Origin of the sequence: Acidovorax delafieldii 2AN (assembly GCF_000175235.1) — a bacterium.
GTDB lineage: Bacteria > Pseudomonadota > Gammaproteobacteria > Burkholderiales > Burkholderiaceae_C > Acidovorax > Acidovorax delafieldii_B.
Genome location: NZ_ACQT01000036.1, coordinates 1 through 24,226 on the forward strand (window position 1 = coordinate 1; position 24,226 = coordinate 24,226).

General features: G+C 66.3%; 25 protein-coding genes and 1 pseudogene. 18 read left to right on the top strand and 8 right to left on the bottom strand.

The window, feature by feature from the left end:
* The 16 genes and pseudogenes from ACDELDRAFT_RS07605 to ACDELDRAFT_RS07680 all read left to right on the top strand — a co-directional run.
* Positions 1 to 212 (top strand): integrative conjugative element protein, RAQPRD family (locus ACDELDRAFT_RS07605; protein ID WP_005795171.1); only part of this gene is annotated, 212 nt, incomplete at its 5' end.
* Positions 209 to 442 (top strand): TIGR03758 family integrating conjugative element protein, encoded by a 234-nt coding sequence (locus tag ACDELDRAFT_RS07610; protein ID WP_005795172.1) that lies wholly within the window; start codon positions 209 to 211, stop codon positions 440 to 442. The genes ACDELDRAFT_RS07605 and ACDELDRAFT_RS07610, both read left to right, overlap by 4 nt.
* Before the next feature lie 16 nt (positions 443 to 458).
* Positions 459 to 818, top strand: coding sequence for a TIGR03745 family integrating conjugative element membrane protein (locus ACDELDRAFT_RS07615; RefSeq protein ID WP_005795174.1), 360 nt, complete (start codon positions 459 to 461; stop codon positions 816 to 818).
* A 12-nt stretch (positions 819 to 830) separates the two neighbouring features.
* Positions 831 to 1,241, top strand: coding sequence for a TIGR03750 family conjugal transfer protein (locus ACDELDRAFT_RS07620; RefSeq protein ID WP_005795176.1), 411 nt, complete (start codon positions 831 to 833; stop codon positions 1,239 to 1,241).
* Positions 1,238 to 1,930, top strand: coding sequence for a PFL_4703 family integrating conjugative element protein (locus tag ACDELDRAFT_RS07625; protein ID WP_005795178.1), 693 nt, complete (start codon positions 1,238 to 1,240; stop codon positions 1,928 to 1,930). Before ACDELDRAFT_RS07620 ends, ACDELDRAFT_RS07625 begins: the two co-directional genes overlap by 4 nt.
* Positions 1,927 to 2,857 (top strand): annotated as a pseudogene (locus tag ACDELDRAFT_RS07630) (TIGR03749 family integrating conjugative element protein). Before ACDELDRAFT_RS07625 ends, ACDELDRAFT_RS07630 begins: the two are co-directional and overlap by 4 nt.
* On the top strand, positions 2,847 to 4,265 hold the full coding sequence (locus tag ACDELDRAFT_RS07635) for a TIGR03752 family integrating conjugative element protein (protein ID WP_005795182.1): 1,419 nt from the start codon (positions 2,847 to 2,849) through the stop codon (positions 4,263 to 4,265). Before ACDELDRAFT_RS07630 ends, ACDELDRAFT_RS07635 begins: the two are co-directional and overlap by 11 nt.
* Positions 4,246 to 4,695, top strand: coding sequence for a TIGR03751 family conjugal transfer lipoprotein (locus ACDELDRAFT_RS07640; RefSeq protein WP_005795185.1), 450 nt, complete (start codon positions 4,246 to 4,248; stop codon positions 4,693 to 4,695). Before ACDELDRAFT_RS07635 ends, ACDELDRAFT_RS07640 begins: the two co-directional genes overlap by 20 nt.
* Positions 4,692 to 7,574: a conjugative transfer ATPase gene (locus ACDELDRAFT_RS07645; protein ID WP_040328431.1), complete on the top strand. Its 2,883-nt coding sequence runs from the start codon at positions 4,692 to 4,694 to the stop codon at positions 7,572 to 7,574. Before ACDELDRAFT_RS07640 ends, ACDELDRAFT_RS07645 begins: the two co-directional genes overlap by 4 nt.
* 13 nt (positions 7,575 to 7,587) lie before the next feature.
* Entirely contained in the window at positions 7,588 to 8,370 is a 783-nt protein-coding gene (locus tag ACDELDRAFT_RS07650) for a DsbA family protein (protein ID WP_005795187.1), read from the top strand.
* A 183-nt stretch (positions 8,371 to 8,553) separates the two neighbouring features.
* Positions 8,554 to 9,048, top strand: coding sequence for a RadC family protein (radC, locus tag ACDELDRAFT_RS07655; protein ID WP_005795189.1), 495 nt, complete (start codon positions 8,554 to 8,556; stop codon positions 9,046 to 9,048).
* 159 nt (positions 9,049 to 9,207) lie between these two features.
* Positions 9,208 to 9,654 carry a TIGR03757 family integrating conjugative element protein gene (locus tag ACDELDRAFT_RS07660; protein WP_005795191.1) on the top strand — a complete coding sequence of 149 codons (447 nt, stop codon included), beginning with the start codon at positions 9,208 to 9,210 and terminating at the stop codon, positions 9,652 to 9,654.
* On the top strand, positions 9,651 to 10,598 hold the full coding sequence (locus ACDELDRAFT_RS07665) for a TIGR03756 family integrating conjugative element protein (RefSeq protein WP_005795193.1): 948 nt from the start codon (positions 9,651 to 9,653) through the stop codon (positions 10,596 to 10,598). Before ACDELDRAFT_RS07660 ends, ACDELDRAFT_RS07665 begins: the two co-directional genes overlap by 4 nt.
* Before the next feature lie 10 nt (positions 10,599 to 10,608).
* A complete protein-coding gene (locus ACDELDRAFT_RS07670; protein WP_005795195.1) occupies positions 10,609 to 12,003 on the top strand; it encodes an integrating conjugative element protein in 1,395 nt (464 codons plus the stop codon).
* Positions 12,000 to 12,359 carry a hypothetical protein gene (locus tag ACDELDRAFT_RS07675; RefSeq protein ID WP_005795197.1) on the top strand — a complete coding sequence of 120 codons (360 nt, stop codon included), beginning with the start codon at positions 12,000 to 12,002 and terminating at the stop codon, positions 12,357 to 12,359. The genes ACDELDRAFT_RS07670 and ACDELDRAFT_RS07675 overlap by 4 nt, the downstream gene beginning before the upstream one ends.
* A 15-nt stretch (positions 12,360 to 12,374) precedes the next feature.
* Positions 12,375 to 13,895 (top strand): conjugal transfer protein TraG N-terminal domain-containing protein, encoded by a 1,521-nt coding sequence (locus tag ACDELDRAFT_RS07680; RefSeq protein WP_005795199.1) that lies wholly within the window; start codon positions 12,375 to 12,377, stop codon positions 13,893 to 13,895.
* An 11-nt stretch (positions 13,896 to 13,906) separates the two neighbouring features.
* Here ACDELDRAFT_RS07680 and ACDELDRAFT_RS07685 read toward each other — a convergent pair whose 3' ends face one another.
* The 3 genes from ACDELDRAFT_RS07685 to ACDELDRAFT_RS07695 all read right to left on the bottom strand — a co-directional run bounded on the left by ACDELDRAFT_RS07685 (position 13,907) and on the right by ACDELDRAFT_RS07695 (position 15,628).
* Positions 13,907 to 14,272: a DUF3742 family protein gene (locus tag ACDELDRAFT_RS07685; RefSeq protein ID WP_005795200.1), complete on the bottom strand. Its 366-nt coding sequence runs from the start codon at positions 14,270 to 14,272 to the stop codon at positions 13,907 to 13,909.
* 84 nt (positions 14,273 to 14,356) lie between these two features.
* Entirely contained in the window at positions 14,357 to 14,989 is a 633-nt protein-coding gene (locus tag ACDELDRAFT_RS07690; RefSeq protein ID WP_005795202.1) for an RES family NAD+ phosphorylase, read from the bottom strand.
* A 12-nt stretch (positions 14,990 to 15,001) separates the two neighbouring features.
* Complete coding sequence (locus ACDELDRAFT_RS07695; RefSeq protein ID WP_005795203.1) at positions 15,002 to 15,628, bottom strand: hypothetical protein; 627 nt, start codon at positions 15,626 to 15,628, stop codon at positions 15,002 to 15,004.
* Between the two features lie 316 nt (positions 15,629 to 15,944).
* Here ACDELDRAFT_RS07695 and mobH point away from each other — a divergent pair, with 316 nt between their 5' ends.
* Complete coding sequence (gene mobH / locus ACDELDRAFT_RS07700) at positions 15,945 to 17,792, top strand: MobH family relaxase (protein ID WP_005795204.1); 1,848 nt, start codon at positions 15,945 to 15,947, stop codon at positions 17,790 to 17,792.
* 107 nt (positions 17,793 to 17,899) lie between these two features.
* Here the strand turns inward: mobH and ACDELDRAFT_RS07705 are convergent, their stop codons facing one another.
* The 3 genes from ACDELDRAFT_RS07705 to ACDELDRAFT_RS07715 form a co-directional block, all read right to left on the bottom strand.
* Complete coding sequence (locus tag ACDELDRAFT_RS07705) at positions 17,900 to 18,661, bottom strand: SDR family NAD(P)-dependent oxidoreductase (protein WP_005795206.1); 762 nt, start codon at positions 18,659 to 18,661, stop codon at positions 17,900 to 17,902.
* 66 nt (positions 18,662 to 18,727) lie between these two features.
* Positions 18,728 to 19,453 (bottom strand): NADPH-dependent F420 reductase, encoded by a 726-nt coding sequence (locus tag ACDELDRAFT_RS07710; RefSeq protein ID WP_005795208.1) that lies wholly within the window; start codon positions 19,451 to 19,453, stop codon positions 18,728 to 18,730.
* Between the two features lie 193 nt (positions 19,454 to 19,646).
* Positions 19,647 to 20,882 (bottom strand): NAD(P)-dependent alcohol dehydrogenase, encoded by a 1,236-nt coding sequence (locus tag ACDELDRAFT_RS07715; protein ID WP_005795210.1) that lies wholly within the window; start codon positions 20,880 to 20,882, stop codon positions 19,647 to 19,649.
* 295 nt (positions 20,883 to 21,177) lie between these two features.
* Between ACDELDRAFT_RS07715 and ACDELDRAFT_RS07720 the strand changes: the two genes are divergently transcribed.
* Complete coding sequence (locus tag ACDELDRAFT_RS07720) at positions 21,178 to 22,071, top strand: LysR family transcriptional regulator (RefSeq protein ID WP_005795213.1); 894 nt, start codon at positions 21,178 to 21,180, stop codon at positions 22,069 to 22,071.
* Between the two features lie 9 nt (positions 22,072 to 22,080).
* Here ACDELDRAFT_RS07720 and ACDELDRAFT_RS07725 read toward each other — a convergent pair whose 3' ends face one another.
* Together ACDELDRAFT_RS07725 and ACDELDRAFT_RS07730 are read right to left on the bottom strand one after the other, a co-directional pair.
* Complete coding sequence (locus tag ACDELDRAFT_RS07725; protein WP_232504737.1) at positions 22,081 to 23,412, bottom strand: efflux transporter outer membrane subunit; 1,332 nt, start codon at positions 23,410 to 23,412, stop codon at positions 22,081 to 22,083.
* A gap of 68 nt (positions 23,413 to 23,480) precedes the next feature.
* Positions 23,481 to 24,226 (bottom strand): efflux RND transporter periplasmic adaptor subunit (locus tag ACDELDRAFT_RS07730; protein ID WP_005795217.1); only part of this gene is annotated, 746 nt, incomplete at its 5' end.

A 24,226-nucleotide genomic window follows, 5' to 3' on the forward strand; every position in this document is an offset into this window, starting at 1 on the left:
ACAGCGCCGCGCATGCCCCCATCCAGCCGGGCGAGCGCTACCACTTCGATTACCCGCGGCTGCTGGCTGACCTGGCGCGCGTGCGCGCCGGCATCCAGGCCCACCTCACACCGTCGCGTGCCCAGCCGCGCGACCTCGCCGAACTGGCTGGCGACTACCGCACCGAGCGGACCATCGCGCCATCGCCGACGACCGCGGAGGCCAAGCCATGAACGGTGCCCAGGTCTCGGCATTTCAAGCCAACAGCGGCATCGCGCCTTCGGCGATGGCGACCGTTCTGGTCGGCGCCGTGTTCGCGGTCCTGCTCGTCTGGGGCGTCTGGGCCATCCGAACGGCCTACGTGGGGTGGGCAGAGAGCCGCCTCAACCAGCGCCAGTTCCTCGGCGTCTGCATCCGCTTCATCGCGATGTACCTCGTCCTGAGTTTCTTCCTCCTCTCCTGACTTGAAAGGCCTGACCATGCAAAACCGCATCCTCACGTCCCGTTTTGCCCAGCGCGCTGCCGTGGCCCTGGGCGCCGCCGCGCTGCCCGCGCTGTCGTTCGCGCAGGGGCTGCCGCAACTGGAGAACCCGACCCGCGGCACCGGCAACGGCATCATGGAAACGATCAGGAACTACGGCTACGACATCATCATGCTCGTGGCCCTGCTGGTCGTGGCGTCGATGTTTATTGGCGTCTGCTACCACGCCTACGGCACCTACGCGGAAATCCACACCGGCCGCAAGACCTGGGGCCAATTCGGCCTCACGGTCGCCATCGGCGCGGTGCTGCTCGTGATCGGCATCTGGCTGCTCACCGAAGCCACCGGCATCCTGTAAGGCGAGGCTGGTATGTCCGAGCAGCAGCACGTCCGTGCGGACGGGACGGTCACGTTCCTTCCGCACCGGCTCAACCGTCATCCCGTTGTCGTGCGCGGTCTCACCGCAGACGAACTGTGGATCTGCTGCGGCCTGTCCGGCGCCGCCGGCCTGCTGGTCGGTGCGCCGCTGTCCTGGGTGTTCCGCACGATCGCGCTCGCGCCCACGTTCGTCGTGCTGGGCGTGGCCTTGGGCGTGTTCATCGGGGGCGGCATCCTGCGTCGCCTCAAGCGTGGGCGTCCCGACACCTGGCTGTATCGGCAACTGCAATGGCGCATCGCCACGCGCCACCCGCTGGTGGCGGGCTGGGTGGGCGGCCATGTGCTGATCTCACGCTCCGGCTTCTGGACCACCCGAAGGTCTGCTGCAAGGGGGGCACGATGAGCCGCTTCAAGAACGAGATCACCCATCTGCAGGCGCACATCAAGACGCTCCGCCTGGGTGCCGGCGCGCTGGTCATCGTCGCTCTGGTCATGGGCGGCGGCTGGTGGAGCGCGCCGCGCGACCTGACCATCCACGTCCCGCCCGATCTGCGCTCTGGCAGTACCCGAAAGTGGTGGGAAGTGCCGCCAGAATCGGTCTATGCGTTCACGTTCTACGTGTTCCAGGCCCTCAACCGCTGGCCGACGAACGGCGAAGAGGACTACGCGCGCAACCTCCACACGCTCTCGCCGTACCTTACCCCGTCCTGCCAGGCCTTCCTGCGCGCGGACTACGACTACCGCCGCAGCACGGGCGAGCTGCGCCAGCGCGTGCGCGGTATCTACGAAATCCCCGGCCGCGGCTACGGCGACGACCCCACGGCGCGCGTGCGCGTGGTCTCCGACCGCGACTGGGTGGTGACGCTGGACATCACCGCCGACGAGTACTACGGCGCCGAGCAGGTCAAGCGGGCCTTGGTGCGCTACCCGGTGAAGGTCACGCGGGTGGACGTTGATCCCGCCCGCAACCCGTTCGGTCTGGCGCTTGACTGCTACGACGGTGCCCCCCAGCGCATCAGCGCCCCGGAGCCGTCGCGCCCGGCGCCTGGCGGCCTGTCTCCGCAAGCGCCCCAAGGAGGAAACACCCCATGAAGCACCCTGTATTCACGCTGCTGGGGCTGTTAGCCGTGGCTGCCTCAGTCACCATGCCCGCCGCTGTCCAGGCGGTCGAAATTCTGCGCTGGGAACGCATGCCGCTCGCGGTGCCGCTGAGGGTGGGCCAAGAGCGCATCGTGTTCATCGACCGGAACGTCCGCGTGGGCGTGCCTGCGGGCGTGGGCGAACGCCTGCGCGTGCAGAGCGCGGGCGGCGCGGTGTACCTGCGCGCCAGCGAACCGATCGAGCCCACGCGGCTGCAACTGCAGGACGCCGGACACGGGCGCGCTGATCCTGCTCGACATCGCGGCCGAGCCGCCCAAGGACGGCGAGGCCGAGCTGGAGCCGGTGCGCATCGTCGAGGGCAGCAGCACCCCGGCGCGCTACGGCGATCAGGCAGGCGGTGCCGATGAGGCCCCCGCGCGCACGCAGGACCAAGCAAGTACGCGGGCAACCCGGCGCGAAACCCCCGTGCCGGTCGTCCTGACGCGCTTCGCTGCGCAGAACCTCTACGCGCCGCTGCGCACCGTGGAGCCGCTGCCGGGTGTCTTGCGGGTCAACCTGCGCCGTGACCTCGACCTCGGCACGCTGATGCCGACGCTGCCGGTGCGCGCGGTCGCGCTCGCGTCGTGGCGTCTGGAAGACCAGTGGGTCACTGCCGTGCGCTTGACCAACACCGGCGCGGGCTGGATCACGCTCGACCCGCGCGTTCTGCAAGGCGACTTCCTCACCGCCACCTTCCAGCACGAAGCACTCGGTCCGCGCGGGACGCCAGAGGACACGACCGTCCTGTACCTGGTGACGCGGGGGCACGGCCTCGCGCAATCGCTGCTGCCGGCGATCAACCGCTTCGACCCGGCCGTGCATCTGCCGCAACCGGAAGCTAAAGCCGGCGACGGCAAGGAGGCTCGCCATGCGCAGTAACGGCTTGCTCAAGTGGCTGATGATCCCGGTCGCCTTGCTGGTGCTGTTCGTTGCCATCCGGCTGTTCTCCGGCGGAAGCACGTCGGCACCGCCCGCCGCGGATGCCGGCTCCAAGCTCACGCCCGAGGAAATGAAGGCGTTGGGCATCGAAGGCGATACCCCCCGCGATACCGTGGCAACGCTCGTCGCCCAGGTAAAGCAGTTGCGCACCGAGCTTCAGACCGCGCTGACCGACAACAAGTCGCAGCGCGAGGAAAACCAGCGGCTGCGCCAGCGCGAGAACTCCATCGATCAGCGCATCAATTCGGCCCTCGAATCCGAGCGCTCCAACATGCGCCGCGACCAGGAACAAGCTGCCAGTGCGCGCCAGCAGACCGAAGGGCTGCTCGCCGACCTGCAGCGGCGCCTGGATAGCATCGGTGGGCGCGGCGGCGGCCATGCCGATCTGCCCGTGGGCCTGGGGCTGCGCGATGGCGACGAGGCCGGCATGGAAGGCGGCTTGCGCTGGGTCGAGCCGGACGACGCGAAGAAGACCGAGGGACGCAACGGCAGTCGTGGCACGGGCAGTGGCATGAGCTTCCCGACGAGCTTCGGCCCAGCGCAAAGCACGCTGGAAACGACAGCGGAAACCGTGGCGAACGCCAGCGCCCGCGCTGCCGGGGTCAAGACGGCGAAGCCTGTCTATACGGTGCCGACCAATTCGACGCTCATGGGCTCTGTGGCGATGACGGCGCTGATTGGCCGCGTACCGATCGACGGTACGGTGAACGACCCGTATCCGTTCAAAGTCCTGGTCGGGCCGGACAACCTCACGGCCAACGGGATCGACATTCCCGACGTGGCCGGCGCGGTCTTCTCCGGCACGGCCTCGGGCGACTGGACACTCTCGTGCGTGCGCGGTCAGGTGCGCAGCATCACCTTCGTCTTCCACGATGGCACGGTTCGCACCATCCCCGAGGACCGCGAGGGCAACCAGCAGAACAACCAGCAGCGCGACGGCCTGGGCTGGATCAGCGACCCCTACGGCATTCCGTGCGTCAGCGGTGAGCGGCGCAGCAACGCCCAGCAATACCTCGGCTCGCAGGCCCTGATCACGGCGGCCGGTGCCGGCGTGGCCTCGCTCATCGAAAGCGACAGCGGCCGCATGTCTTATGTCGGCTCGGACGGCTCCATCGGCACCGTGGGCATCACCGGCCAGGAAGCGGTCGGCCAGATTCTCGCGGGCGGCGTCCGGGACATGTCGGCCTGGGTCAACAAGCTCTACGGCCAGGCCTTCGCCGCCGTCTATGTGCAGCCCGGTGCCAAGGTCGCCGTCCACCTCGAAAAACCGCTCGCCATCGACTTCGATCCCGAAGGCCGCAAGGTCGATCACCGCGCAGGAGAAAGCCATGCCCTCGAACTTGAATGACCTGGCCCGTGGCCTGGCGCTGGCCCTCACTGTCGCGGTGCTCGCCGGCTGCGCCACCAGCAAGGAAAAGCTGCTGCCCCACGGCGACAACACGATGATGGACGTCTGGCAGCAGAACGCCGGGGACGGCGGCGGGGGCACCGGCCAGGTTGCGCGCCGGCAGTTGCTCGACGCGCGCCAGAGCCTGCGCCGGCCGATGACCGACGCCGACGTGCAGGCCGCGCCCGCCGAGCAGATGCGCTACACGCGCACCGCGCAGAGCGAGGTCTATCGCCAGTTCCAGCGCCTGCCCAACCCCGATCTGGTGATGTACGTGTACCCGCACCTGGCAGGCACCGACCCCGTTCCCGTGCCGGGCTACACGACGGTGTTCCCCTTGTACCAGCGCGTGCAGTACGCCATGCCGGGCGAGCGCGTGGAGGACTACTGATGTGGAAGCTCCCTTGGCCTAAGCCGGCCGCGCCGAAGCTGGCGGCATCCGGCGCTGGCGGTGACGAACAGTCGGATGGCTGGCAGCGCCACGTCGAGACCCTGCGCCAGGCTGGCATCCCCGAACCCGGCACGGCGGTCCAGAGCAGCAGGCCGGCGACCGTGGCCGACGAGCAAGCGCTGTACGACGTCGCGCCGTCGTTTGCGGAGCTGCTGCCGTGGGTGGAATTCCTGCCGCAGTCTAAGTCAATGCTGCTGGAGGATGGGCAATCGGTCGCGGCCTTCTACGAGCTGGTTCCGCTGGGCACCGAGGGCCGGGAACCCGGCTGGCTGGCGCATGCCCGCGATGCGCTCGAAAACGCCCTGCAAGACAGTTTCGATGAACTGGACGAGAACCCGTGGGTACTCCAGCTCTACGCCCAGGACGAGCCCAGCTTCGACCAGTACATGCAGACGCTGCGCGACTACGTGCAGCCGCGCGCCTGCGGCACGGCGTTCACCGAGTTCTACTTGCGCTTCTTCAGCCACCACCTGCGCGCGGTGGCCAAGCCCGGAGGTCTTTTCGAGGACACGGTGGTCACGCGGCTGCGCTGGCGCGGGCAGACGCGGCGCGTGCGCATGGTGGTCTATCGCCGTGCCACCGGGCAGGCGAGCCGCCGTGGCCAGACGCCCGAGCAGATGCTGAACATCGTCTGCGACCGCCTGTGCGGCGGACTCGCGAACGCTGGCATCCAGGCGCGACGCATGGCGGCGGCCGACGTCCACGACTGGCTGCTGCGGTGGTTCAACCCGCGGCCCACGCTGCTCGGGCCTGGGGCCGAGGACCGGGAGCGCTTCTACGCACTGGCGCGCTACCCCGACGAGACCGAGGCCGGCGAGATCGAATTGGCGAGCGGACGAGATTTCAGCCAGCGGCTGTTCTTCGGCCAGCCACGCTCCGACGTGGCGCACGGCACCTGGTACTTCGACGGCATGCCGCACCGCGTGCTGATCACCGACCGGCTGCGCATGCCGCCCGGCACCGGACACCTGACCGGCGAGACCCGCAAAGGGGATGCCATCAACACGCTGTTCGACCAGATGCCGGAAGACACCTTGCTTTGCCTCACGATGGTCGCGACGCCGCAGGATGTCCTGGAAGCGGATCTCAACCACCTGGCGAAGAAGGCCGTGGGCGAGACGCTGGCGTCGGAGCAGACGCTCAAGGACGTGCAGGAAGCCCGTTCCCTGATCGGCAGCGCGCACAAGCTCTACCGGGGAACGCTGGCATTCTATTTGCGCGGCCGGGATGAAGCCGAACTGGACCGGCGCGGCCTGGATCTGGCGAACGTGATGCTCAACGCCGGCTTACAGCCGGTGCGCGAGGACGACGAGGTGGCGCCGCTCAACAGCTACCTGCGCTGGCTGCCATGCTGCTACAACCCCGGCCAGGACCGGCGCAAGTGGTACACGCAACTGATGTTCGCCCAGCACGCGGCGAACCTGTCGCCAGTGTGGGGCCGCGCCCAGGGTACGGGGCACCCCGGCATCACGATGTTCAATCGCGGTGGCGGCCCGATTACGTTTGACCCCTTGAACAGGTTGGACCGGCAAATGAATGCCCACCTGTTTCTGTTCGGCCCCACCGGCTCGGGCAAGTCAGCGACCCTCAATAACCTTTTGAACCAGGTCACGGCCATCTACCGGCCGCGGCTGTTCATCGTGGAAGCGGGGAATTCCTTCGGCCTGTTCGCAGACTTCGCCCGGCGCCTGGGCCTGACCGTGAACCGGGTCAAGCTGGCCCCTGGCTCGGGCATCAGCCTCGCGCCATTCGCCGATGCACGCCGGTTGATCGAAACACCGAGCGACGTGCAGACCCTGGATGCCGACGCGCTGGACGAAGATCTGCCCCCGGATGCCTCGGCCATGGAGGCGGACGAGCAGCGCGACGTGCTGGGCGAACTGGAGATCACGGCGCGGCTGATGATCACCGGCGGCGAAGACAAGGAGGAAGCCCGGATGACGCGGGCCGACCGCTCCCTGATCCGCCAGTGCATCCTCGACGCCGCCGAGCACTGCGTGGCCGAGAAGCGCACGGTGCTCACGCGCGACGTGCGCAACGCACTGCGCACCCGTGGCCAGGACCCGACGCTGCCCGAGATGCGCCGCGTGCGGCTGCTGGAGATGGCCGACGCGATGGACATGTTCTGCCAAGGCACGGACGGCGAGATGTTCGACCGAGATGGCACGCCATGGCCCGAAGCCGACATCACCCTGGTCGATCTGGCGACCTACGCCCGCGAGGGCTACAACGCCCAGCTCTCCATCGCCTACATCAGCCTGATCAGCACGGTGAACAACATCGCCGAGCGCGACCAGTACCTGGGGCGTCCGATCATCAACGTCACCGACGAAGGTCACATCATCACGAAGAACCCGCTGCTCGCGCCCTACGTCGTAAAAATTACCAAGATGTGGCGCAAATTGGGCGCCTGGTTCTGGCTCGCCACGCAAAACATCGACGACTTGCCGCGCGCCGCGGAGCCGATGCTCAACATGATCGAGTGGTGGATCTGCTTGTCGATGCCGCCGGACGAGGTGGAGAAGATCGCCAGGTTCCGCGAACTCTCACCCGCGCAGAAAGCGCTGATGCTGTCGGCGCGCAAAGAAGCGGGCAAATTCACCGAGGGCGTCATCCTCTCCAAGAGCATGGAAGTGCTGTTCCGCGCCGTGCCGCCGAGCCTGTACCTCGCGCTTGCGCAGACCGAACCCGAGGAGAAGGCCGAGCGCTACCAGCTCATGCAGCAATACGGCTGCACCGAACTGGAAGCGGCCTTCAAGGTGGCCGAGAAGATCGACCAGGCACGCGTCATCGAGTCGCCAGCCCTGGAACTGTCGTAAGCCGGAGAACGCCATGGAACAGAAACGTCCTTCCATCCCGATGCAGGTGCAGGCGTTTCGTCGTCGCCGGCAGCACCACTGGCCCTGGGCTTTGGCTGCTGCGATGGTCGCGCTGCTGCTGATCTGGCTGGTGTCCCGGACGCCCGGCGAGTCCTCACCGCAGTCGTCCACGCCGGTGAACGTGGCGCAGGTGGCCGGGCCGCCCTGGCAGATGGGCAACCCGGAGGGCCGTTTCACGCTGACGCTCTATGCCGACCTGGAGTGCCCGTTCTGCCGGGAGTACTTCCCGCAGCTCAAGCGCTGGGTCGGCAGCAACGCCGATGTCACCCTGCAATGGCACCACCAGCCGCTGGCCGCGCACGAGCCGGCCGCGTCGGCCGAGGCGCGTCTTGTCGAGTGCGTCGCCGAAGCCCGCGGGCATGCTGCCTTCTGGCAAGCCGTCGAGTGGGTCTATGCTCACACGCGCAGCGACGGCCAGGGATTGCCCGATGGCCTGCGCTACCCGGAATCGACGCCGGCCGTCGAGCAGTGCATGGCGAGCGAACGGGCCGATGCCGTCATCCGAGCCCAGGCCACGGAGGCCACCAAGAGCGGCGTGACCGCCACGCCATCGCTGCGCCTGCTCGATCGCCAGACGGGCCAAGCCATCCTGCTGCAGGGGCCGATCGAGGGCGATGCGCTGCTGTCGGCCATGGACATGCTGGCGGCCGAGGACACAGCCAGCGACGCGGCGGCTTCGCCCGCCACCCCCACATCCGAAATGCCTGCCGACGTTGTCGGCGACATGCCCAGGTAGCCCTCGGTCTTGGAGGCTACGGCGCGGTTTGCCGCGCTGACCGCTACCCGTTCGCTTTCGCATCCTGGCTGCGAACAATCACCGCTGAGCGGTGGTGGATGCACCTTGTTCCGCTTTTTTCCATCCCCAGGAGGGCTTGCCCTCCCAGGGTGGCGCCCTCCGTTCACATTCTGGAGGTTCGCCATGTCTCTCGTCGTCAATGACTCCTGCGTGGAGTCGCTTTCCGCCGTCGCAGCCCAGCATGAGGACTGGATCATCCAGCAGGCCATCGCGCTGCTGGAGAGACGGATCTTCAAAGTCGGGCCGTGCCTCAGCCGACCGGCCGCCGTGCGGGACTACCTGCGTCTGAAACTGGTCGCTGAGCCCAACGAGGTATTCGCAGTCGTGTTCCTGGACAGCATGCATCAGGTGTTGGCCTACGAACCGCTGTTCAGGGGCACGATCAATTCGACCGCGGTCTATCCGCGTGTCGTCGTGCAGCGTGTATTGGAGCTGAAAGCCGCCGCTGTGGTCTTCGCGCACCAGCACCCCTCGGGTATCACTGAGCCATCGAGCGCGGATCGCGCGCTGACCCAGCAACTCCAGGCGGCGCTCGCGCTCATCGATGTTCGGGTACTGGATCACATCATCGTCGGCCTAGGAAATCCGTACTCCTTCGCAGAGCACGGCCTGCTGTAGCACATCGCTTCATTGATCACTGCGGGGGCTTCGGCCTCCGCTTTTCTTTGCGGCGAGACAAGCAGGTATGCGGGGTGCCCGCGATGCGCATTGTTTGTGGGGGCCGCATCGGGTTCGGCGTTTGACTATGGCCCTGATCAACTTCCAGGGGCACGCGACATGCCAGCACCTCTTTCCAGGTTCGCGCCGGGCTGGCGAACCCTCGGCTTGGCCGTAGCGCTGCCGGCAGCCCTGGCCGTTTTCAGCCCAGCCACCTTCGCCGCCGACGTGGTGGTCGTCACCGACAGCCGCCACCCGGTCAAGACCATGGGTGGCGAGCGGCTGATCGATCTGGACGAAGCCCGTCGGATTGAAGCGGAGCTTTCAGCGGAACTGCCCACCGATCCCGGACAGGCGACGGCCATCGTCAAGCGCCGGCTCTCCGGCGGCGGCCCCGACCTCCAGCGCCGCATCGCTTCCGCATACCAGGGCGTTACCGACGCATGGAGCCTGGGCATCACCAGTATCCCGGCCGTCGTGGTGGACCAGCGCTACGTCGTCTATGGCGAGCCGGACGTGGCGCGTGCCGTGGCCCGAATCGAGCAGCACCGGGGGACACAGCCATGAGCCGCCCGTTCGACCTGCTGCGCCGCCTGCGCGCTGGCGTGGCGTCCGTGCTACTGCTCAGTGCCACCGGCAGCTACGCTCTCAACACCGCCACCATCGTCGGCTCGGTGGCGTCGCCCGACTGCCTCGAATACCGCGTCGTCGGCATCTGCTACTGGCTCTACTGCACCTGGACCGGCTGCACGGTGCGCACGTCCACCAAGGTGCGCCACTACATCCCCGATGCGGTGGTCTCCAGCTACAGCAATACCGGCGAAAACCCCTGGGTCGAAGTCCGGGCAATGAGCACGCCCAACCCATCCGCCCAGGCTGGCGGGGACGGCACCACCAACGAGGACCACGAAAACAACCTCGCCAAATTCAAGAACAGCGATGTCATCGGCCATCCCGGCGGCGAGGTGTTCAACCAATTCGCTTCGTCGTCGGGCTATTTCTGCCAAGGCGCGGGCACGGCGTTCATGCCGTACTTGCTCAGCACGCTGGACACGCTGGCCTGGCGCTACAACGTGCCCGAGATGGCCTATCCCGAGGCGCTGATTCCGGGCAGGCGCGAGGTGGGTGCGCGCACCACGATGAACCTCTGGGGCAACGTCTATCCGCGCGGCGGCTTCCTGCATCAGACCGACGACCACAAATCCGGGGCCGTCGTGGCCCAGCGCGCCGGCGATGTCGTCACGCGGCGCGGGCAGTTGCACGTGTATCAGCCGCTGCTCGCCAACGAGCGCGACGGCTACTGGCCGGCCGGCGCGCTGGTCGAAGGCGATGCCTCCACCGGGAAGTGGCAGGAGCTGACGCCTCGGCTGTCGAGCACCTGCGTGGTCTTTCCTCACAGCGGCACGCTGACCCAGGCCCAGCAAGGCGATTACGCCTGGGCGCTGTGGCGGCCATATGCCTGCTGCGAACGGCGGGGCCAGGTGTTTCTCGGCAGCGTCGATTTCTATTGAGGGCATGGTGATGAAGCGTCCAACACTGACGAACCCCTCCATCCGGACGTACCGCCTGCCGCACCCGGCCTTGCTGGCGGGAGCGCTCGCCCTGGGTTGCGGCCTCGCATGGGCGCAGACCGGATACCAGACCAGCGGTCCCATCCTAGGCGACGAGGTGATGTATTCGATCGGCGGTGGCAGCGCGGTGTCCATGGGCCGTGCGGCCGGCATGCGCTCGATTGGTGTCGGCGTGGGTTGGAACAGCAACCTCATCTGCGGCGACATGAGCCTCCAGACCACACTGCGCAACCAGCTCAACGGCATCACGAACGGCTTCCAGCAGATCATGAGCAATGTGATCCAGAGCGCGACCAGCGCGGTGGCGTCCCTGCCGGCGCTGATCATCCAGCGCGCCGATCCGGGCCTGTACAACCTGCTGACCAACGGCGTGTTGCAGGCGCGCCTGGACTTCGACCGCTCCAAGCTGACCTGCCGCGCCATGGCCGAGAAGATGGCCGAGACGGCAGGCGGCCAGCTCGGATGGAGCCAGATGGCCGAAGGCATGGCACTGCGCGATGCGGTATCGAGCACCGACGCCGTGTCGGCAATCGAACAGGCCGAGACACGTCGGGGCAACGACGGCGTGCCTTGGGTGGGCGGCAGCAATGCCGGTGGCGCGGGCCAGTCCGCCATCCGGGTGGTCGGCGACGTCACCCGCGCGGGCTACAACCTGGTCAACGGCCGCGGCGTGACCGACACGTCCTCCATCTCACCCGCCAGTTGCGCGAGCCTGTCCTGCCAGGCCTGGACGTCGCCGCAGCAGGCGACCGAATGGGCGACGCGGGTGCTCGGGGAGCAGGTGCAGCGCACCTGCGACTCTTGCACCAAGACCGAGACCGTGCCCGGCGTCGGGCTGACGCCGCTGATCCAGGAGGAATACGAGACGAAACTGGAAGCCCTGCAGGAGCTGATTTCCGGAGCGCGCAACACGACGTTCGAGAACCTGCGCGAGGCTGGCAGCACGTCGCTGCCCATCACGCGCGGCGTCATCGAGGCGCTGCGCGACGAGCCGGACCAGGACCTGCTGGCACGCCGCCTGGCCTCGGAGGTCGCGCTGTCGTCGGTGCTGGAGAAGGCATTGCTGCTTCAGCGGACCCTGCTGACCGGCAAGAAGGAACCCAATGTGGCGGCGAACCAGTTGGCGGTCGAGGCCGTGAATCATGAGAGCGACACGCTCGACCAGGAGATCCGCAACCTCAAGACCGAACTGGAGCTGCGGCGCGAGCTGGCCAACAACTCGCCCATGGCCATCATCCAGCGCCACGGCACACGCGCGGCCGGCTCGCGCGGCATCTACGAAGGCGATCCGGTGCCCGACCGCCTCGACCAGTTGCAGAAGGGCAATCCGGGAGGCAACCCATGAGCCCGATGCACGCCAGTTGGCTGCGTCCGCGCTGGCTGTTCAGCCGGCGCGCGGCGAAGACCTTGCTGTGGCTTGTACTGGTCGTGGCCGCCGCCGTAGGGGTCAACGTTGCCGGCATCTACCTGGTTGGCAGTGTTGCGGCCTGGGAACGTTGGCTGGCGGCGTCCGCAGGGTATTTCTTCATCTGGCGGCTGTGCTTGTACGGCGCGACAGCATACGGATGGATGTGGATGCGCCGCCGGCTCCTGGCGCGCGAGGCCGACGACGCGCAGGCACGGCGCCGTCTGGTGCGCAGCGAGGTCGCCGGTGTCGTCGCCATCGTGGCGCTGGAAGCCAGCCTGTTGATGCAGGGCTGAGGGGAGGTTCGGGCCATGACGCTTTTCACGACCGACTACTTGGAGTACTACCTGACGCTGGTCTCCTGGATCGTCCACAACGGCATCTGGGCGGTGCTGGTGTCCAGCGGGGTATTCGCGCTGCCTTTCGTCGCCATCGTCGTGCAGGAGTGGCTGAAGGCCCGTGCAGAAGGCGCCGACGAAGGCAACAAGGGGGTGCTCTCGGCTGCGCGCATCGAGAACCGGGTCTTCGTCGCCATCGTGGTGGTGATGTTCGCCGGCATCCCGTTCATCGACGTGGACCTCAGCACCATCCAGTACGACAGCTCGCGCTCGGCGCAGTGCCAAGTCAGCGTTCCGCAGCCCACGGAAACCGGCTGGTCGCAGTCCTTCAGCACCATCAACAACCAGTCGGCGAAGGTGCCGGTCTGGTGGGCCTTCATGCACGCGCTCGCGCGCGCCGTCACGAGCGCCTCGGTGGCGGCGATCCCGTGCGGCACGGACCTTCGGCAAATGCGCATGGAGATCGACGCGACCCGCATCGACGACCCGGTACTGGCTCAGGAGGTGGCGGATTTCTCGCGGGATTGCTATGGGCCTGCGCGGGCCAAACTGTTCATGCAGCGCCCTCAGCTCGATGAGCAGCAGATGCACGACGTGACCTGGATCGGATCGAGGTTTTTCACGGACACGGGCGGCTACTACGACACATACCGCTCCAGCACGCCGCGCGACGACTGGCCCTACGACAGCAACCGCGATGCCGGGCTGGCTCAGGTAGCCAGCGGTGGCGGCTATCCGACCTGCAGACAGTGGTGGGCCGATGGCAGCAACGGCCTGAGGGCACGGCTGCTGGGACAGGTGGACCCGAGCCTGTTGAATCGCCTGGCGGGCTGGGCCGGGTTCCTGAGTCGGGCAGAGGTGGACGACTCGGTGATCCGCGCCATCGCGTCACCGCGGCAGCAGAAATTGAACCAGGGCAGCGTCTATACGGACTACGGCGGTCAGATCGACAAGACCCTGCCGAACATCGTGACGCGCGCCACGGGCGACGTCGGCATGGCAGTCGGCGCGATTGCGGCTTTTCCCGCCATGGACGTGGTGCGGCAGGCGCTGCCCATGGTCCTCGCCTTGCTCAAGATGGCGCTCGTCATCTGCATCCCGCTCGTGCTGATCGTGGGCACCTATGACCTGAAGACGGTCGTCACCGTCAGCGTCGTTCAGTTCGCGCTGTTTTTCACGGACTTCTGGTTCCAGCTCGCACGCTGGATCGATTCGACGATCCTGGACGCGCTTTATGGCTGGGGGTTTGGCTGGAACCGGCCGCACACCAACTTCGACCCGCTGGTGGGGCTGAACAACGCCTTTGGAGACATGCTCCTGATGTTCGTCACGGGCACGATGTTCCTCGTCCTACCCGGATTCTGGCTGGCGAGCCTTACCTGGGTTGGGATTCGGGCTGGGCACGTCATCCAGGGGCTTTCCGATGGCAGCAAGAGCGCCGGCCAAGCTGGCGGCAAGGGGGCCGGAGCGCTCACCGGAGGTAAGCTGAAATAGCGCGAGGCCGGTCAGTCGTCGGTGTACAACTCGTGCGACGTGTCGTTGTACAGGTTGGGGTCGTAGCCCGGCGTCTTGCGCAGCTCGGTGAGGTCGGTGAAAGGCCACTCATCTTCATCCGAGGTATTGGCAGCCGCCGCCCATCCTGCCGCCGCCACGCCCAGCAGCACGAGTGCGAACCAGAAAGCGACGTAGAGCAGCACCCCGAGCGCGGCCAGCTTGACCACCCAAACGAGCACAGCAGCACCGGCTACCGGCATTCCCTTGGATACCAGCCACTTCGAAGCCCGGCGTTCGCCGCGCGCATAGGCGCGCCATCCGCGGCCAAAGGCGCGGCCGAGGCGTTCTGTGGTACTGGTGCGGGTCGTCGTGTTCATGGTGGTCTCCTGCTGCTGAGGAATGCCTATTCCAGTCTGCTTTACTTCATTCCGTTTGAGGCTTCAATGTGTTTTCTTGCTGCTTCAAGACGCTTCGTCATCCGGTTCCACCGGGCCGGGGTCGGGTTCCACGCCGATGAGGTAGGTGGCAACGAAACGCGGCCAGTCCACATGCTCAACCAGGTCGATGTCCTCGATGACACTGACCTTCGCTCCCGCACGCTCGAACAAGGCGATGCTCTTGGCGGGATAGTTGTTGCGCGACGGGTAGAGCACCCCATCGAACAGCGGCTGGCCGTCGTTTCCGCGCATCGCATGCACCTGGGCGGACACCTGCTGCGTGTGCGTGTAGTCGCGGCTGGCCAACTGCTCCAGATTCAGGCCGAAGTAGCCCGCCATGACGCCCGGCGCCGTGAGGTCGGCCAGGAGCAGGTCGTCCATCACGCCTACTGCGCGCACCATCCGGGCGTGGACCTCCTTCAGGGCGATGGAGCGCTTCGTGTCTTCAAGCCACTGATGCTTGTGAAACACCGACTCCATCAGCGCCGTAGGCAGATCGCGCCCCAAGTAGAGCACGCCATAGTCCCGCGCCGGGTCATCGTAGCGATTCGTGCTGCTGTGGCCATAGTACAGTGGGCTGCCCCGATAGACGACGCGGCTCACGTGCTGGAGCAGTTCACCGGCATCGATCAAGAACGTAGGCAGCTCGCGGCTCATAGCGGTCTCGCTTCAATGCACCTGAACGCCCAGCACATTGAACACGGCCTCGGCAACGTCGTCGATCGTGCCATGCGTCACCGCATCCACCGGCGAGCGACCGCCCAAGCCTTCGAGCGGTTCGGACAGCGCACGGTAAATCGTCCAGTGGTCGATGCCCTCGACCTCCTGAAGCACGGTTTGGGTCAACTGCTGCTTCACCGGATCGAGCTGCCAGTCGGGCAGCTTCTGGCCGCGCGGCCCCACGTTCAGCGCCAGCAGCCGGCGGGCGAGGATGTCCTTGTAAATCTGCTGGCGCGACTTGTCCGCCAGCTTTGCGAACTCGGGTGGCGTCAGGTTGTGCGGCTGGTTGAAGGTTTCCAGCAGGACGGCGCGGCCTCGCTGGACGTCGGTTTCAGTCGGTGCCCAGCGCGTGTCGGCGCGCAGCGCGGCCGCCTTGCGCTCCAAGGCCTGCCCCACCGTTTCGCCTTCCAAGTTGGCGGGCAGCCTCACCGCCTCCACGCGCTCGTGGATGAACGCCTGCAACTCGGCCGCGAACGCCGGGGCATCCCGGATTTCGACGGTATCCGCGAAGCGGCGCACATCCTCCACCGTGACGCGGGGCAGACGGTCGGCAATGAATTCAATGGCGGTGGGCATGGTCATCTCCCAGGTAGGTTTGAGACAGGTTTCACTCTAGTCGCCTTTGTCGCATTTGTCAACTTAGTCGCATGAATGAGAGCCTACCTGGTGAGGGTGGCGTCCCGGCAGCATAGGCCGCGGCCAGCGCCTGGTCGCCATCCAATCCATTCGCACGGGTTCCCCATTGACGCTGGAGCCGCAACCCAGGCCCCGCTATACCGAAACGGTTAAAGGCCAAAGGGTCGAAATGGCAAGGGAATGGGGTGCAAGGGGAAAGGCCCTACCTCGAAAAGGCCAAAAGGCCTCCCGGTCGGCCCGCCACCAGGACACCCGCATGCTCTCCCTGTTCCAGCGAAAACGGCCCCCGGTCGCTGCCGCGCCGTCGCCAGCACCCGCCACCGACCTCCCGAAAGGGTTGATGCGGCCCCAGGCGGCCGCATCGCTGCTGGCCACGCCGCGCCGGCAGAAGCTGCTGGAACATATCTGGCAGCGCACCTCACTCTCGCGCAAGCAGTTCGCCACCCTGTACCGCACGCCGCTGGAACGCTACGCCGAGCTGGTCCAGCAGTTTCCCGCTTCCGAAAGCCACCACCACGCTTACCCAGGCGGCATGCTGGACCACGGCCTCGAAATCGTCGCCTACAGCCTGAAGCTGCGGCAGTCCCATCTGCTGCCCATCGGCGCCAGCCCCGAGGACCAGGCGGCGCAGTCCGAGGCCTGGACCGCCGCCGTCGCCTACGCGGCACTTCTGCACGACATCGGCAAGATCGCTGTCGATCTTCACGTCGAACTGGCCGATGGCAGCACCTGGCACCCGTGGCACGGCCCGCTGCATCAGCCGTACCGCTTCCGCTACCGCGACGATCGCGAATACCGGCTCCACAGCGCCGCGACAGGCTTGCTTTACCGGCAACTGCTTGACCGCGATCTCCTGGACTGGCTCAGCGGCTATCCCTCTCTGTGGGCGCCGCTACTGTATGTCCTGGCCGGACAGTACGAGCACGCCGGGGTGCTGGGCGAACTGGTGGTACAAGCTGACCGCGCCTCCGTCGCCCAGGAGCTGGGCGGCGATCCTGCACGCGCCATGGCCGCACCCAAGCACGCGCTGCAACGCAAACTGCTGGACGGGCTGCGCTACCTGCTCAAGGAAGAGTTGAAGCTGAACCAGCCCGAAGCCTCCGATGGCTGGCTCACCGAGGATGCTTTGTGGCTGGTGAGCAAAACGGTCTCGGACAAGCTGCGCGCGCACCTCCTGTCCCAGGGCATCGACGGCATCCCTGCGAACAACACCGCGGTATTTAACGTGCTGCAGGACCACGGCATGTTGCAGCCCACGTCCGACGGGAAGGCAGTCTGGCGCGCGACCGTGACCAGTTCCACCGGCTGGTCCCACTCGTTCACCCTGTTGCGTCTTGCTCCGGCACTGATCTGGGAGTCGAGCGAACGGCCCGCTCCTTTCGCCGGTATGGTCGCGATCGAGGCCGTACCGACCGATGCGCCGCTCACCCAGACGGCAATCGCCGGGACGCTGCCCCCGGTAGGCCAGGACGCACGTCCGGAGGTAAGCAGCAGTGCCCTGGTCCCGCCGTCCGCGTCCCAGGACGTGCCCGACGTGCTGGAGGACATGCTGGCGATGGTCGGTACGAGCGATTCAACTGGTATGCAGCAGGATGCCAAGGCCGTCTCGCATGAGGCTGACGCCACACAATCCGACACTTCCATGCCAGCGTCGGCCTCAGCTTCCTCGCCATCGCCTATGCCTCCGACTGCGCCATCGTCCGCTACCGCGCAGCCATCCGGCGAGCATTTCATGGCATGGCTGAAACAGGGAATCGCTTCGCGCCGGCTCATCATCAACGATACGAAGGCACTCGTGCATACCGTGAGCGACTCGGCCTACTTGGTCAGCCCAGGCGTGTTCCAGCGCTATGCGCAAGAGCACCCGCAAATAGGAGCACTGGCCAAGCAGGAAAGCCTGCAGGATTGGCAATGGGCGCAGAAGCGCTTTGAGAAGTTGGGGCTGCACAGGAAGCAGGCCAGTGGACTGAACATCTGGAACTGCGATGTGGTGGGGCCGAGAAAGTCACGCCGCCTGCACGGCTATCTTCTGAAAGACGCCCACCTCGCGTTCGTCGAGCTACCGCCCAACAATCCCTATCTTTCCTTGACCCAGGATGGGTGAACTGACGGGGTTGGGCTAGCTCACGTGAGGCCTTGCTTCGGGCAAGGGCCGCTAATGAGGGATCTGGTGTTCTCCAACTGCACATCTGTACGTCTCATTGCCGAGTTTCACTCGCGCAGCAGGAAGGCACCATCGACAACCAAATCCGTGCCCGTGGTGTAGCCGGACAGGTCGGACAGCAGGAAGACCGTGGCCCTGGCGATCTCCTCCGGCTCCCCCAAGCGCCCCAGCGGAATCCGGGCGGCCAGACGGTCGGTTACCGCCTTCTGTCCATCGGACATCGTCAGCGGTGTGCGGATCACGCCCGGCGAAACCGAATTGATGCGGATGCCGAGGGCCGAATAGTCGGCAGCGGTCGCCTTGGTTAGGCCGATCAGTGCATGCTTGGAAGCAACGTAGGCGGGAAACTGCTTGAGGATGGTGTGTGCCTCGACCGAGGCGATGTTGACGATGGAACCACCACCGACCTTCATCATCTCCTGGATCTCAGCGATCATGGCCCAGGCCACACCGTCGAGATTGATCCCCATGACCTGACGCCAGTTGTCCGCACCGGTCTCATGCAGCAGGCCAGGCTTGCCGGCGACGCCGGCATTGTTGACGGCCAAGTGCAGACCGCCGAAGTGCCGCACGGTGCGCTGCACCGCACTGACGAGCTGCTCCTGGCTGGACACGTCACCCTGCACCCCAAGTGCGCAGCCCCGACGCCGGGCTTCGAGTGTGTCAACGGCCGCGTCGAGGTCGCGCTGGCCCCGCGCCATGATGGCGACTTTCGCGCCGCAGTCCACCAGGACGTCGGCGATGCTCCTTCCGATGCCTCTGGAGCCGCCCGTCACAAAGGCAACCTTGCCATTCAGATCGATGTTCATGATCTTCTACCTTTCCGTGCTTCGCCGACATGCCATCGCGGCGTTCCGCGTCGGTGGGACATGGCGTCAGCTTCTGTCGGACAACCCCATCCGCCGGCGCAACTCGGGCGCCGTGGTGTTCGCGCGGAAGCCCGGTCCGCCACGCTGGAAGCTGCGCGCGGCCTTCAAGTCGCCGACGATCACCGGCTCGCAACCAGCATCGCGCACGAGCCGGGCGGCGACCTGTACCGCGTCATCGTCGTCACCAGCCAGGGGTACGCCCAGCTTGCCGCTGGAACGGCCGGCCGAGGATTCGATCGCCGTCGCATCGACCGCGCTGAACGCACGTACCAGGCGCGCTCCCGGCAGCAGCCGTGCCGACATCAGGCCAACCCCAGCTTCCTCCGCGTCCCGGGTCAGTGGCGTGGTGCTGCCCGGGGGCGGGTTGCAGGCGTCGAGCACAACCTTGCCGCGCAACGAGGCTGCGAGGTCGCGCCCTAGATCGGGCAGCGCATCGTAAGGAACGGCAAACAACAGCACCGAGCCGAACGCCGCTGCCTGCTGGGGAGAGCCTACTGAGGCCTTCGCCCCGAGGCCGGCGATGTCCGCCCGCACCTTGTCCAGATCACGGGCAGAGAACATGACCTCATGCCCGGCACGGACCCAACTCCGGCCGACGGTGCCACCAAGCCAGCCGGCGCCTATGACTCCGATGCGCAGAGACTCGGCCGCCCATCCCTTCAATGGCAGCAGCGCCGGGAACGCAGCCAATCCGGCCAGGACGCCCAAGGCAGAGCGGCGTGATATCGACATAGCGGTGTACCTCCTGTGAAATGTGAATCCAGCATTGCCCCGTCAGAACAGACGGTTGCAATGCTCATGGCTGACTTGGGCCGTCCATTCTCGTTGCCTTGCCATCCAATGCCACTGCTGTGGCGATAGCGTGCCCTCGTCGGGGGCATCGCGTCTTGTGCATCTTCGGAAAGTGGAGTCGCGTGGCACTACGTCACGCCTGTTTGAGGGACGCCATGTCGATCACGAATCGATAGCGCACGTCCTTGTTGACCACTCGGTCGTAGGCCATGTTGATCTGGTCCGGACGGACTATCTCGATGTCCGCTTTGATACCGCGTGCGGTGCAGTAATCGATGACCTCCTGGGTCTCCGCGATACCCCCGATCAGTGAGCCGGCCACGCTGTAGCGCCCGAAGACCAAGCCCAGTCCGCTGATGCCCTGCAGGGCGTCCATCGCGCCAACATTGACCAGCGTGGCGTCGAGCTTGAGGAGGTTGGCGAACGGCTGCATTGGATAGGCCTGGGGTACGGTGGAGATCAGTAGGTCGAAATGCCCCGCGAGGCGCTTCATCGCCGCTGCGTCATCCCACAGCACCGCCTCCTTAGCACCCAGCCGCTGCGCATCGGCCAGCTTGCCGGGGGTTGTCGTAAAGATCGTTACCTCGGCCTTGCGCGCCACCGCCAGCTTGACAGCGATATGGCCAAGCCCGCCCAGGCCGATCACACCCACGCGCTGTCCGCGCGCCAACTTCCAGTGTTGCATTGGCGAGAAGGTAGTAACGCCAGCGCACAGGAGCGGCGCCGTCGCCGCCAGGTCCGCACCTGGCGGAATGCGGATCACGAAGTGCTGGGGTACAACGATCTTGTCCGAATAGCCACCGTAGGTGTGGCCGCCGGAAATGGTGTCGGGTGTGTTGTAGGTGAAGGAAGCGCCTTTCTCGCAGTTCTGTTCACGATCGGTTTGGCAGTTGTGACATTCGAGGCAGGAATTCACGATGCAGCCAATGCCGCCGATGTCGCCCACCTTGAACTTGGTCACTGCACTGCCGACGGCTGCCACGCGGCCGACGATCTCATGGCCCGGCACGCTCGGATACGCCGTCGGCATCACCGCGTTCCACTCGTCGCGTGCGGTGTGTATGTCCGAGTGACAGATGCCGCAGTACAGGACATCGATCAGAACGTCCTCCGGCTGAAGCGCGCGACGCTGGATTTGCATCGGCGCCAAACCGCTCGACGCAGTGGCAGCGGCATACGCATGCGCGGGATAGGGGCCCATGCCGACAACTGGACCGGCAGATGCCGCCCGGGCTTGGGCCAAGTCGCCCGATACGGCACTGGCAAGCATCGGTGCGACGGCCAAACCGGCACCGGCCATCAAGACCTGCCTGCGCCCAGGACGCATGGAATCCGAGCCTGATCCATTGCTGTCATGCTGATCGCACATGCGCGTACTCCTTCAACGCACGGCGATACGGCGCCGCGCAAAAAGCCCAATGAAATGTTCGCGGCATGCCAGACTGGCAGTGCATCGCCGAAGGAGCGTTGAATCATGGGGACCGATGCTGAGCACCAAAGTGCCGGCCCCTGCCGATCCATCATTGCCTTGTCTTACGACTTGGACGATCCTGGTTTTAGGCGCTGCCTACCCGCCGAACAGACCCTAGCCTTGGAAGTTACTCGGGTCGCAGATACATGACTAGGCAGTAGAATCAGCAAACGCCCATGAGATGGATTCATCAATGCCGCGCGAAAATTACAACGATCTGACCGCATTCATCACCGTGGCACGGGAACGCAGCTTCACCCGTGCCGCGTCGCAGCTTGGTGTCTCGCAGTCTGCGCTGAGCCACAGCATTCGCGCGTTCGAGACCAAGCTGGGCGTGCGGTTGTTGACGCGCACGACGCGCAGCGTTTCGCCGACCGATGCGGGAGAGCGCCTACTGCGCAGCGTTGCACCTCAACTCGACGAGATCGAGGCCGAAGTGGCGACGATCCGAGAACTGCAAGACAAGCCCGCAGGGTTGGTCCGCGTCACCACGGCAGAACACGCGGCCGAGACCATTCTTTGGCCCAAGCTTGAGCACGTCTTGCCGGCCCACCCGGATTTCCGAGTCGAGGTGTGCATCGACTACGGGCTCACCGATATCGTCGCCGACAGATTCGATGCGGGCATCCGCCTCGGCCATCAGGTTGCCAAGGGCATGACCGCGGTTCGCATTTCGCCGGACATTTCCATGGCCGTGGTCGGCTCACCGAGCTACTTTGAACGGCATGCTAGGCCCCGGTCACCTCACGATCTGACCCAGCACAATTGCATCAACCTGCGCTTTCCCACCTCGGGCGGCCTGTACGCATGGGAGTTGGAGAAGGACGGGAGCAAACTGAACGTCCGTGTCGATGGCCAGTTGGTACTGAACAACCTCTCCCAGATTCTCGGCGCGACCTTGGCCGGGCTCGGGCTGTGCTTCATTCCTGAAGACATCGCACGCCCACATATCGAGACCGGACGCTTGAAGCAGGTCCTCAAGACTTGGTGCCCCAAGTTCCCCGGCTACCACCTCTACTATCCGAGCCGCCGTCATTCCTCGCGTGCGCTGAGTTTTCTGGTCGAAACACTTCACCATCGGAAGTAGCGGGCACGATCAGCCTTCAAACGACCATCCGCCCCCGATCGCCCGGATCAGTTGCACAGTCGCTCGCCGCTGGCGCGTAGCCAAATCCAGCGCGTTGCGCCGCGCCTGCAGGTTGGTGGTCTGTGCGGCCACCACGTCGAGATAGCTGGCCGCGCCGTCGCGATAGCGGCTGGTGGCCATGTCCAGCGCGCGCCGCGAGGCCGCCACTGTGCGCTGCTCCGCTTGTGTCGCATCGCCATAGCGCCGAAGCAGTGCCAACTGATCTTCGACCTGCTGGAACGCGGCGAGCACCGTGGCGCGATAGGTCTGGCCGGTCTCGTCCAGCACCGCTTCGGCGCGTGCAACCTCGGCCCGGCGACGTCCACCGTCGAACAGGTTGGCCAGCAAACCCGGCCCGATGGCCCAGAACACGTTCGGCGCTGCGATGATGTTGCTCAGGTCGCTGCTCTGGTAGCCGCCCGTGGCGCTCAGGCGCAACGACGGAAAGAAAGCCGTGCGGGCCACACCGACGCCAGCATTGGCCGCGGCGACACGGCGCTGGGCCGCAGCGATGTCGGGGCGGCGCTGCAGCAGTTCCGAAGGTACGCCGGTGGGAATCGTGGGCAGCACGTCGGAAGCCGGTGCAGCCTGGATGGAAAACGTGGAGGCATGGGAACCCACCAGGGTGGCGATCGCATGTTCGAGGACGTCGCGCTGCGCCTGTACCTGATGCAGTTGCGAGCGCGCGGACTCCTGTTGCGCTTCGGCCTGAGCGACATCGAGCCCCGATGCCAGCCCGGCCCGGTGGCGCTCGACGACCATGCCGGCCGCACGTCCAAACGCGGCCTCTGTCTCGCGCAGCAGTTCGATCTCCTGATCGGCACCCCGCAGCGCCAGCAGGAAGTCCGCCAGTTGTGCCTGCAATGCCAACTGAGCGCCGGCCAGGTCTGCCTGCGCCGCCTGTTCTTCGGCGGCGCCCGCAGCGACCTGTCGGCTGATACGCCCCCACAGGTCCAGCTCGTAGTCCAGGCTCAGGCTCAGCGTGCCGCTGTTGTAGTAGTTCGACGAACCCGCACCGCGCAGCGGCCGGTTCTCCGACTGGCGAGTGCGCACCACATCCGCGGAAGCGCCAACGCTCGGCAGGCGGGCCGCGCGCAGCGAATCGGTCGCGGCGCGCGCCTGCTGGTAGCGTGCCAGGGCACTGCCCAGGTCGGGGCTGCTGGCCAGCAGTTGCTGTTGCAGCCGGTCCAGCTCGGGGTCTTGGTACAGGGTCCACCAAGTGTCGCGCTGCAAGGCCGGAACCGCTGCCGCCTGCGGCGCACCCCGGTAGGCCGGCGCCTCGGGCAGGGGCACCGCCGGCATCTCGGCCACGTGCGCACACCCGGCAAGACCGCAGGCGACCAGGAGCAGAGCAATAAGGCGCGGCTGCATCACTTCGCCGGCTCCTGCGCGGCCGCCGCGATGCGCACCACATCGCCATCGGCGATGCCGTCGGGTGGACTGTTGATCACGCGGTCGCTTTCGCGTACTCCGTCGGTCAGCTCGACCACCCGGCCCAGGTCGCGCGCGATGGTCACCGGGCGCAGTTGCGTGCGGCCCTCGTCATCCACCAAGGCCACCTGCACACCGTTGCGCCCGACGATCAGCGCGCTGGGTGGCAGGCCCAGGGCCTGGGTGCCGCCCGCCGCCTCGAAACGCACGGTGGCGAAGCCACCGGGCAGCAGCCGGCCGTCGGCGTTGTCCACCGTGAGCTGCACCCGCATCGCACCCGTGCTCGCATCGATGGCCTGCGCCAGCGACTGGACAGTGGCCTTGAACGTCTCGCCGGGCCGCTCGGGCACGTTCACCTGCGCCTTGGCGCCGCTGCGGATTGCCGCCACCTGGCGCTGCGGCACGTTCACATAGATGCGCAAGCGCCGAACGTCGGAGACAACGAACAATTCACTGCCCGCGCTCGAACCGACGTTGATCAGCGCGCCGACATCGGTATTGCGCGCGGTGACGATGCCGTCGAACGGTGCGGTCAGTCGCCGGTATTGCTGCATGGCCTGGAGGCGTTCGACATTGGCCTGAAGCGCATTGACAGCGGCCTGCTTGGCCGTGTGGTCGGCCACGCGCTCTTCGACCTCCTGCCGCGATACCGAATCGCTGGTCAGCAGCGACTGCCAGCGCCGCG

Coding starts and splice junctions, on each gene's coding strand:
- ACDELDRAFT_RS07665 (WP_005795193.1), top strand. CDS start 9,651: ATGAGCCGCCCGTTCGACCTGCTGCGCCGCCTGCGCGCTGGCGTGGCG.
- ACDELDRAFT_RS07660 (WP_005795191.1), top strand. CDS start 9,208: ATGCCAGCACCTCTTTCCAGGTTCGCGCCGGGCTGGCGAACCCTCGGC.
- ACDELDRAFT_RS07615 (WP_005795174.1), top strand. CDS start 459: ATGCAAAACCGCATCCTCACGTCCCGTTTTGCCCAGCGCGCTGCCGTG.
- ACDELDRAFT_RS07715 (WP_005795210.1), bottom strand. CDS start 20,882: ATGTGCGATCAGCATGACAGCAATGGATCAGGCTCGGATTCCATGCGT.
- mobH (WP_005795204.1), top strand. CDS start 15,945: ATGCTCTCCCTGTTCCAGCGAAAACGGCCCCCGGTCGCTGCCGCGCCG.
- ACDELDRAFT_RS07625 (WP_005795178.1), top strand. CDS start 1,238: ATGAGCCGCTTCAAGAACGAGATCACCCATCTGCAGGCGCACATCAAG.
- radC (WP_005795189.1), top strand. CDS start 8,554: ATGTCTCTCGTCGTCAATGACTCCTGCGTGGAGTCGCTTTCCGCCGTC.
- ACDELDRAFT_RS07690 (WP_005795202.1), bottom strand. CDS start 14,989: ATGAGCCGCGAGCTGCCTACGTTCTTGATCGATGCCGGTGAACTGCTC.
- ACDELDRAFT_RS07620 (WP_005795176.1), top strand. CDS start 831: ATGTCCGAGCAGCAGCACGTCCGTGCGGACGGGACGGTCACGTTCCTT.
- ACDELDRAFT_RS07705 (WP_005795206.1), bottom strand. CDS start 18,661: ATGAACATCGATCTGAATGGCAAGGTTGCCTTTGTGACGGGCGGCTCC.
- ACDELDRAFT_RS07640 (WP_005795185.1), top strand. CDS start 4,246: ATGCCCTCGAACTTGAATGACCTGGCCCGTGGCCTGGCGCTGGCCCTC.
- ACDELDRAFT_RS07670 (WP_005795195.1), top strand. CDS start 10,609: ATGAAGCGTCCAACACTGACGAACCCCTCCATCCGGACGTACCGCCTG.
- ACDELDRAFT_RS07720 (WP_005795213.1), top strand. CDS start 21,178: ATGCCGCGCGAAAATTACAACGATCTGACCGCATTCATCACCGTGGCA.
- ACDELDRAFT_RS07695 (WP_005795203.1), bottom strand. CDS start 15,628: ATGCCCACCGCCATTGAATTCATTGCCGACCGTCTGCCCCGCGTCACG.
- ACDELDRAFT_RS07675 (WP_005795197.1), top strand. CDS start 12,000: ATGAGCCCGATGCACGCCAGTTGGCTGCGTCCGCGCTGGCTGTTCAGC.
- ACDELDRAFT_RS07610 (WP_005795172.1), top strand. CDS start 209: ATGAACGGTGCCCAGGTCTCGGCATTTCAAGCCAACAGCGGCATCGCG.
- ACDELDRAFT_RS07710 (WP_005795208.1), bottom strand. CDS start 19,453: ATGTCGATATCACGCCGCTCTGCCTTGGGCGTCCTGGCCGGATTGGCT.
- ACDELDRAFT_RS07680 (WP_005795199.1), top strand. CDS start 12,375: ATGACGCTTTTCACGACCGACTACTTGGAGTACTACCTGACGCTGGTC.
- ACDELDRAFT_RS07685 (WP_005795200.1), bottom strand. CDS start 14,272: ATGAACACGACGACCCGCACCAGTACCACAGAACGCCTCGGCCGCGCC.
- ACDELDRAFT_RS07650 (WP_005795187.1), top strand. CDS start 7,588: ATGGAACAGAAACGTCCTTCCATCCCGATGCAGGTGCAGGCGTTTCGT.
- ACDELDRAFT_RS07635 (WP_005795182.1), top strand. CDS start 2,847: ATGCGCAGTAACGGCTTGCTCAAGTGGCTGATGATCCCGGTCGCCTTG.
- ACDELDRAFT_RS07725 (WP_232504737.1), bottom strand. CDS start 23,412: ATGCCGGCGGTGCCCCTGCCCGAGGCGCCGGCCTACCGGGGTGCGCCG.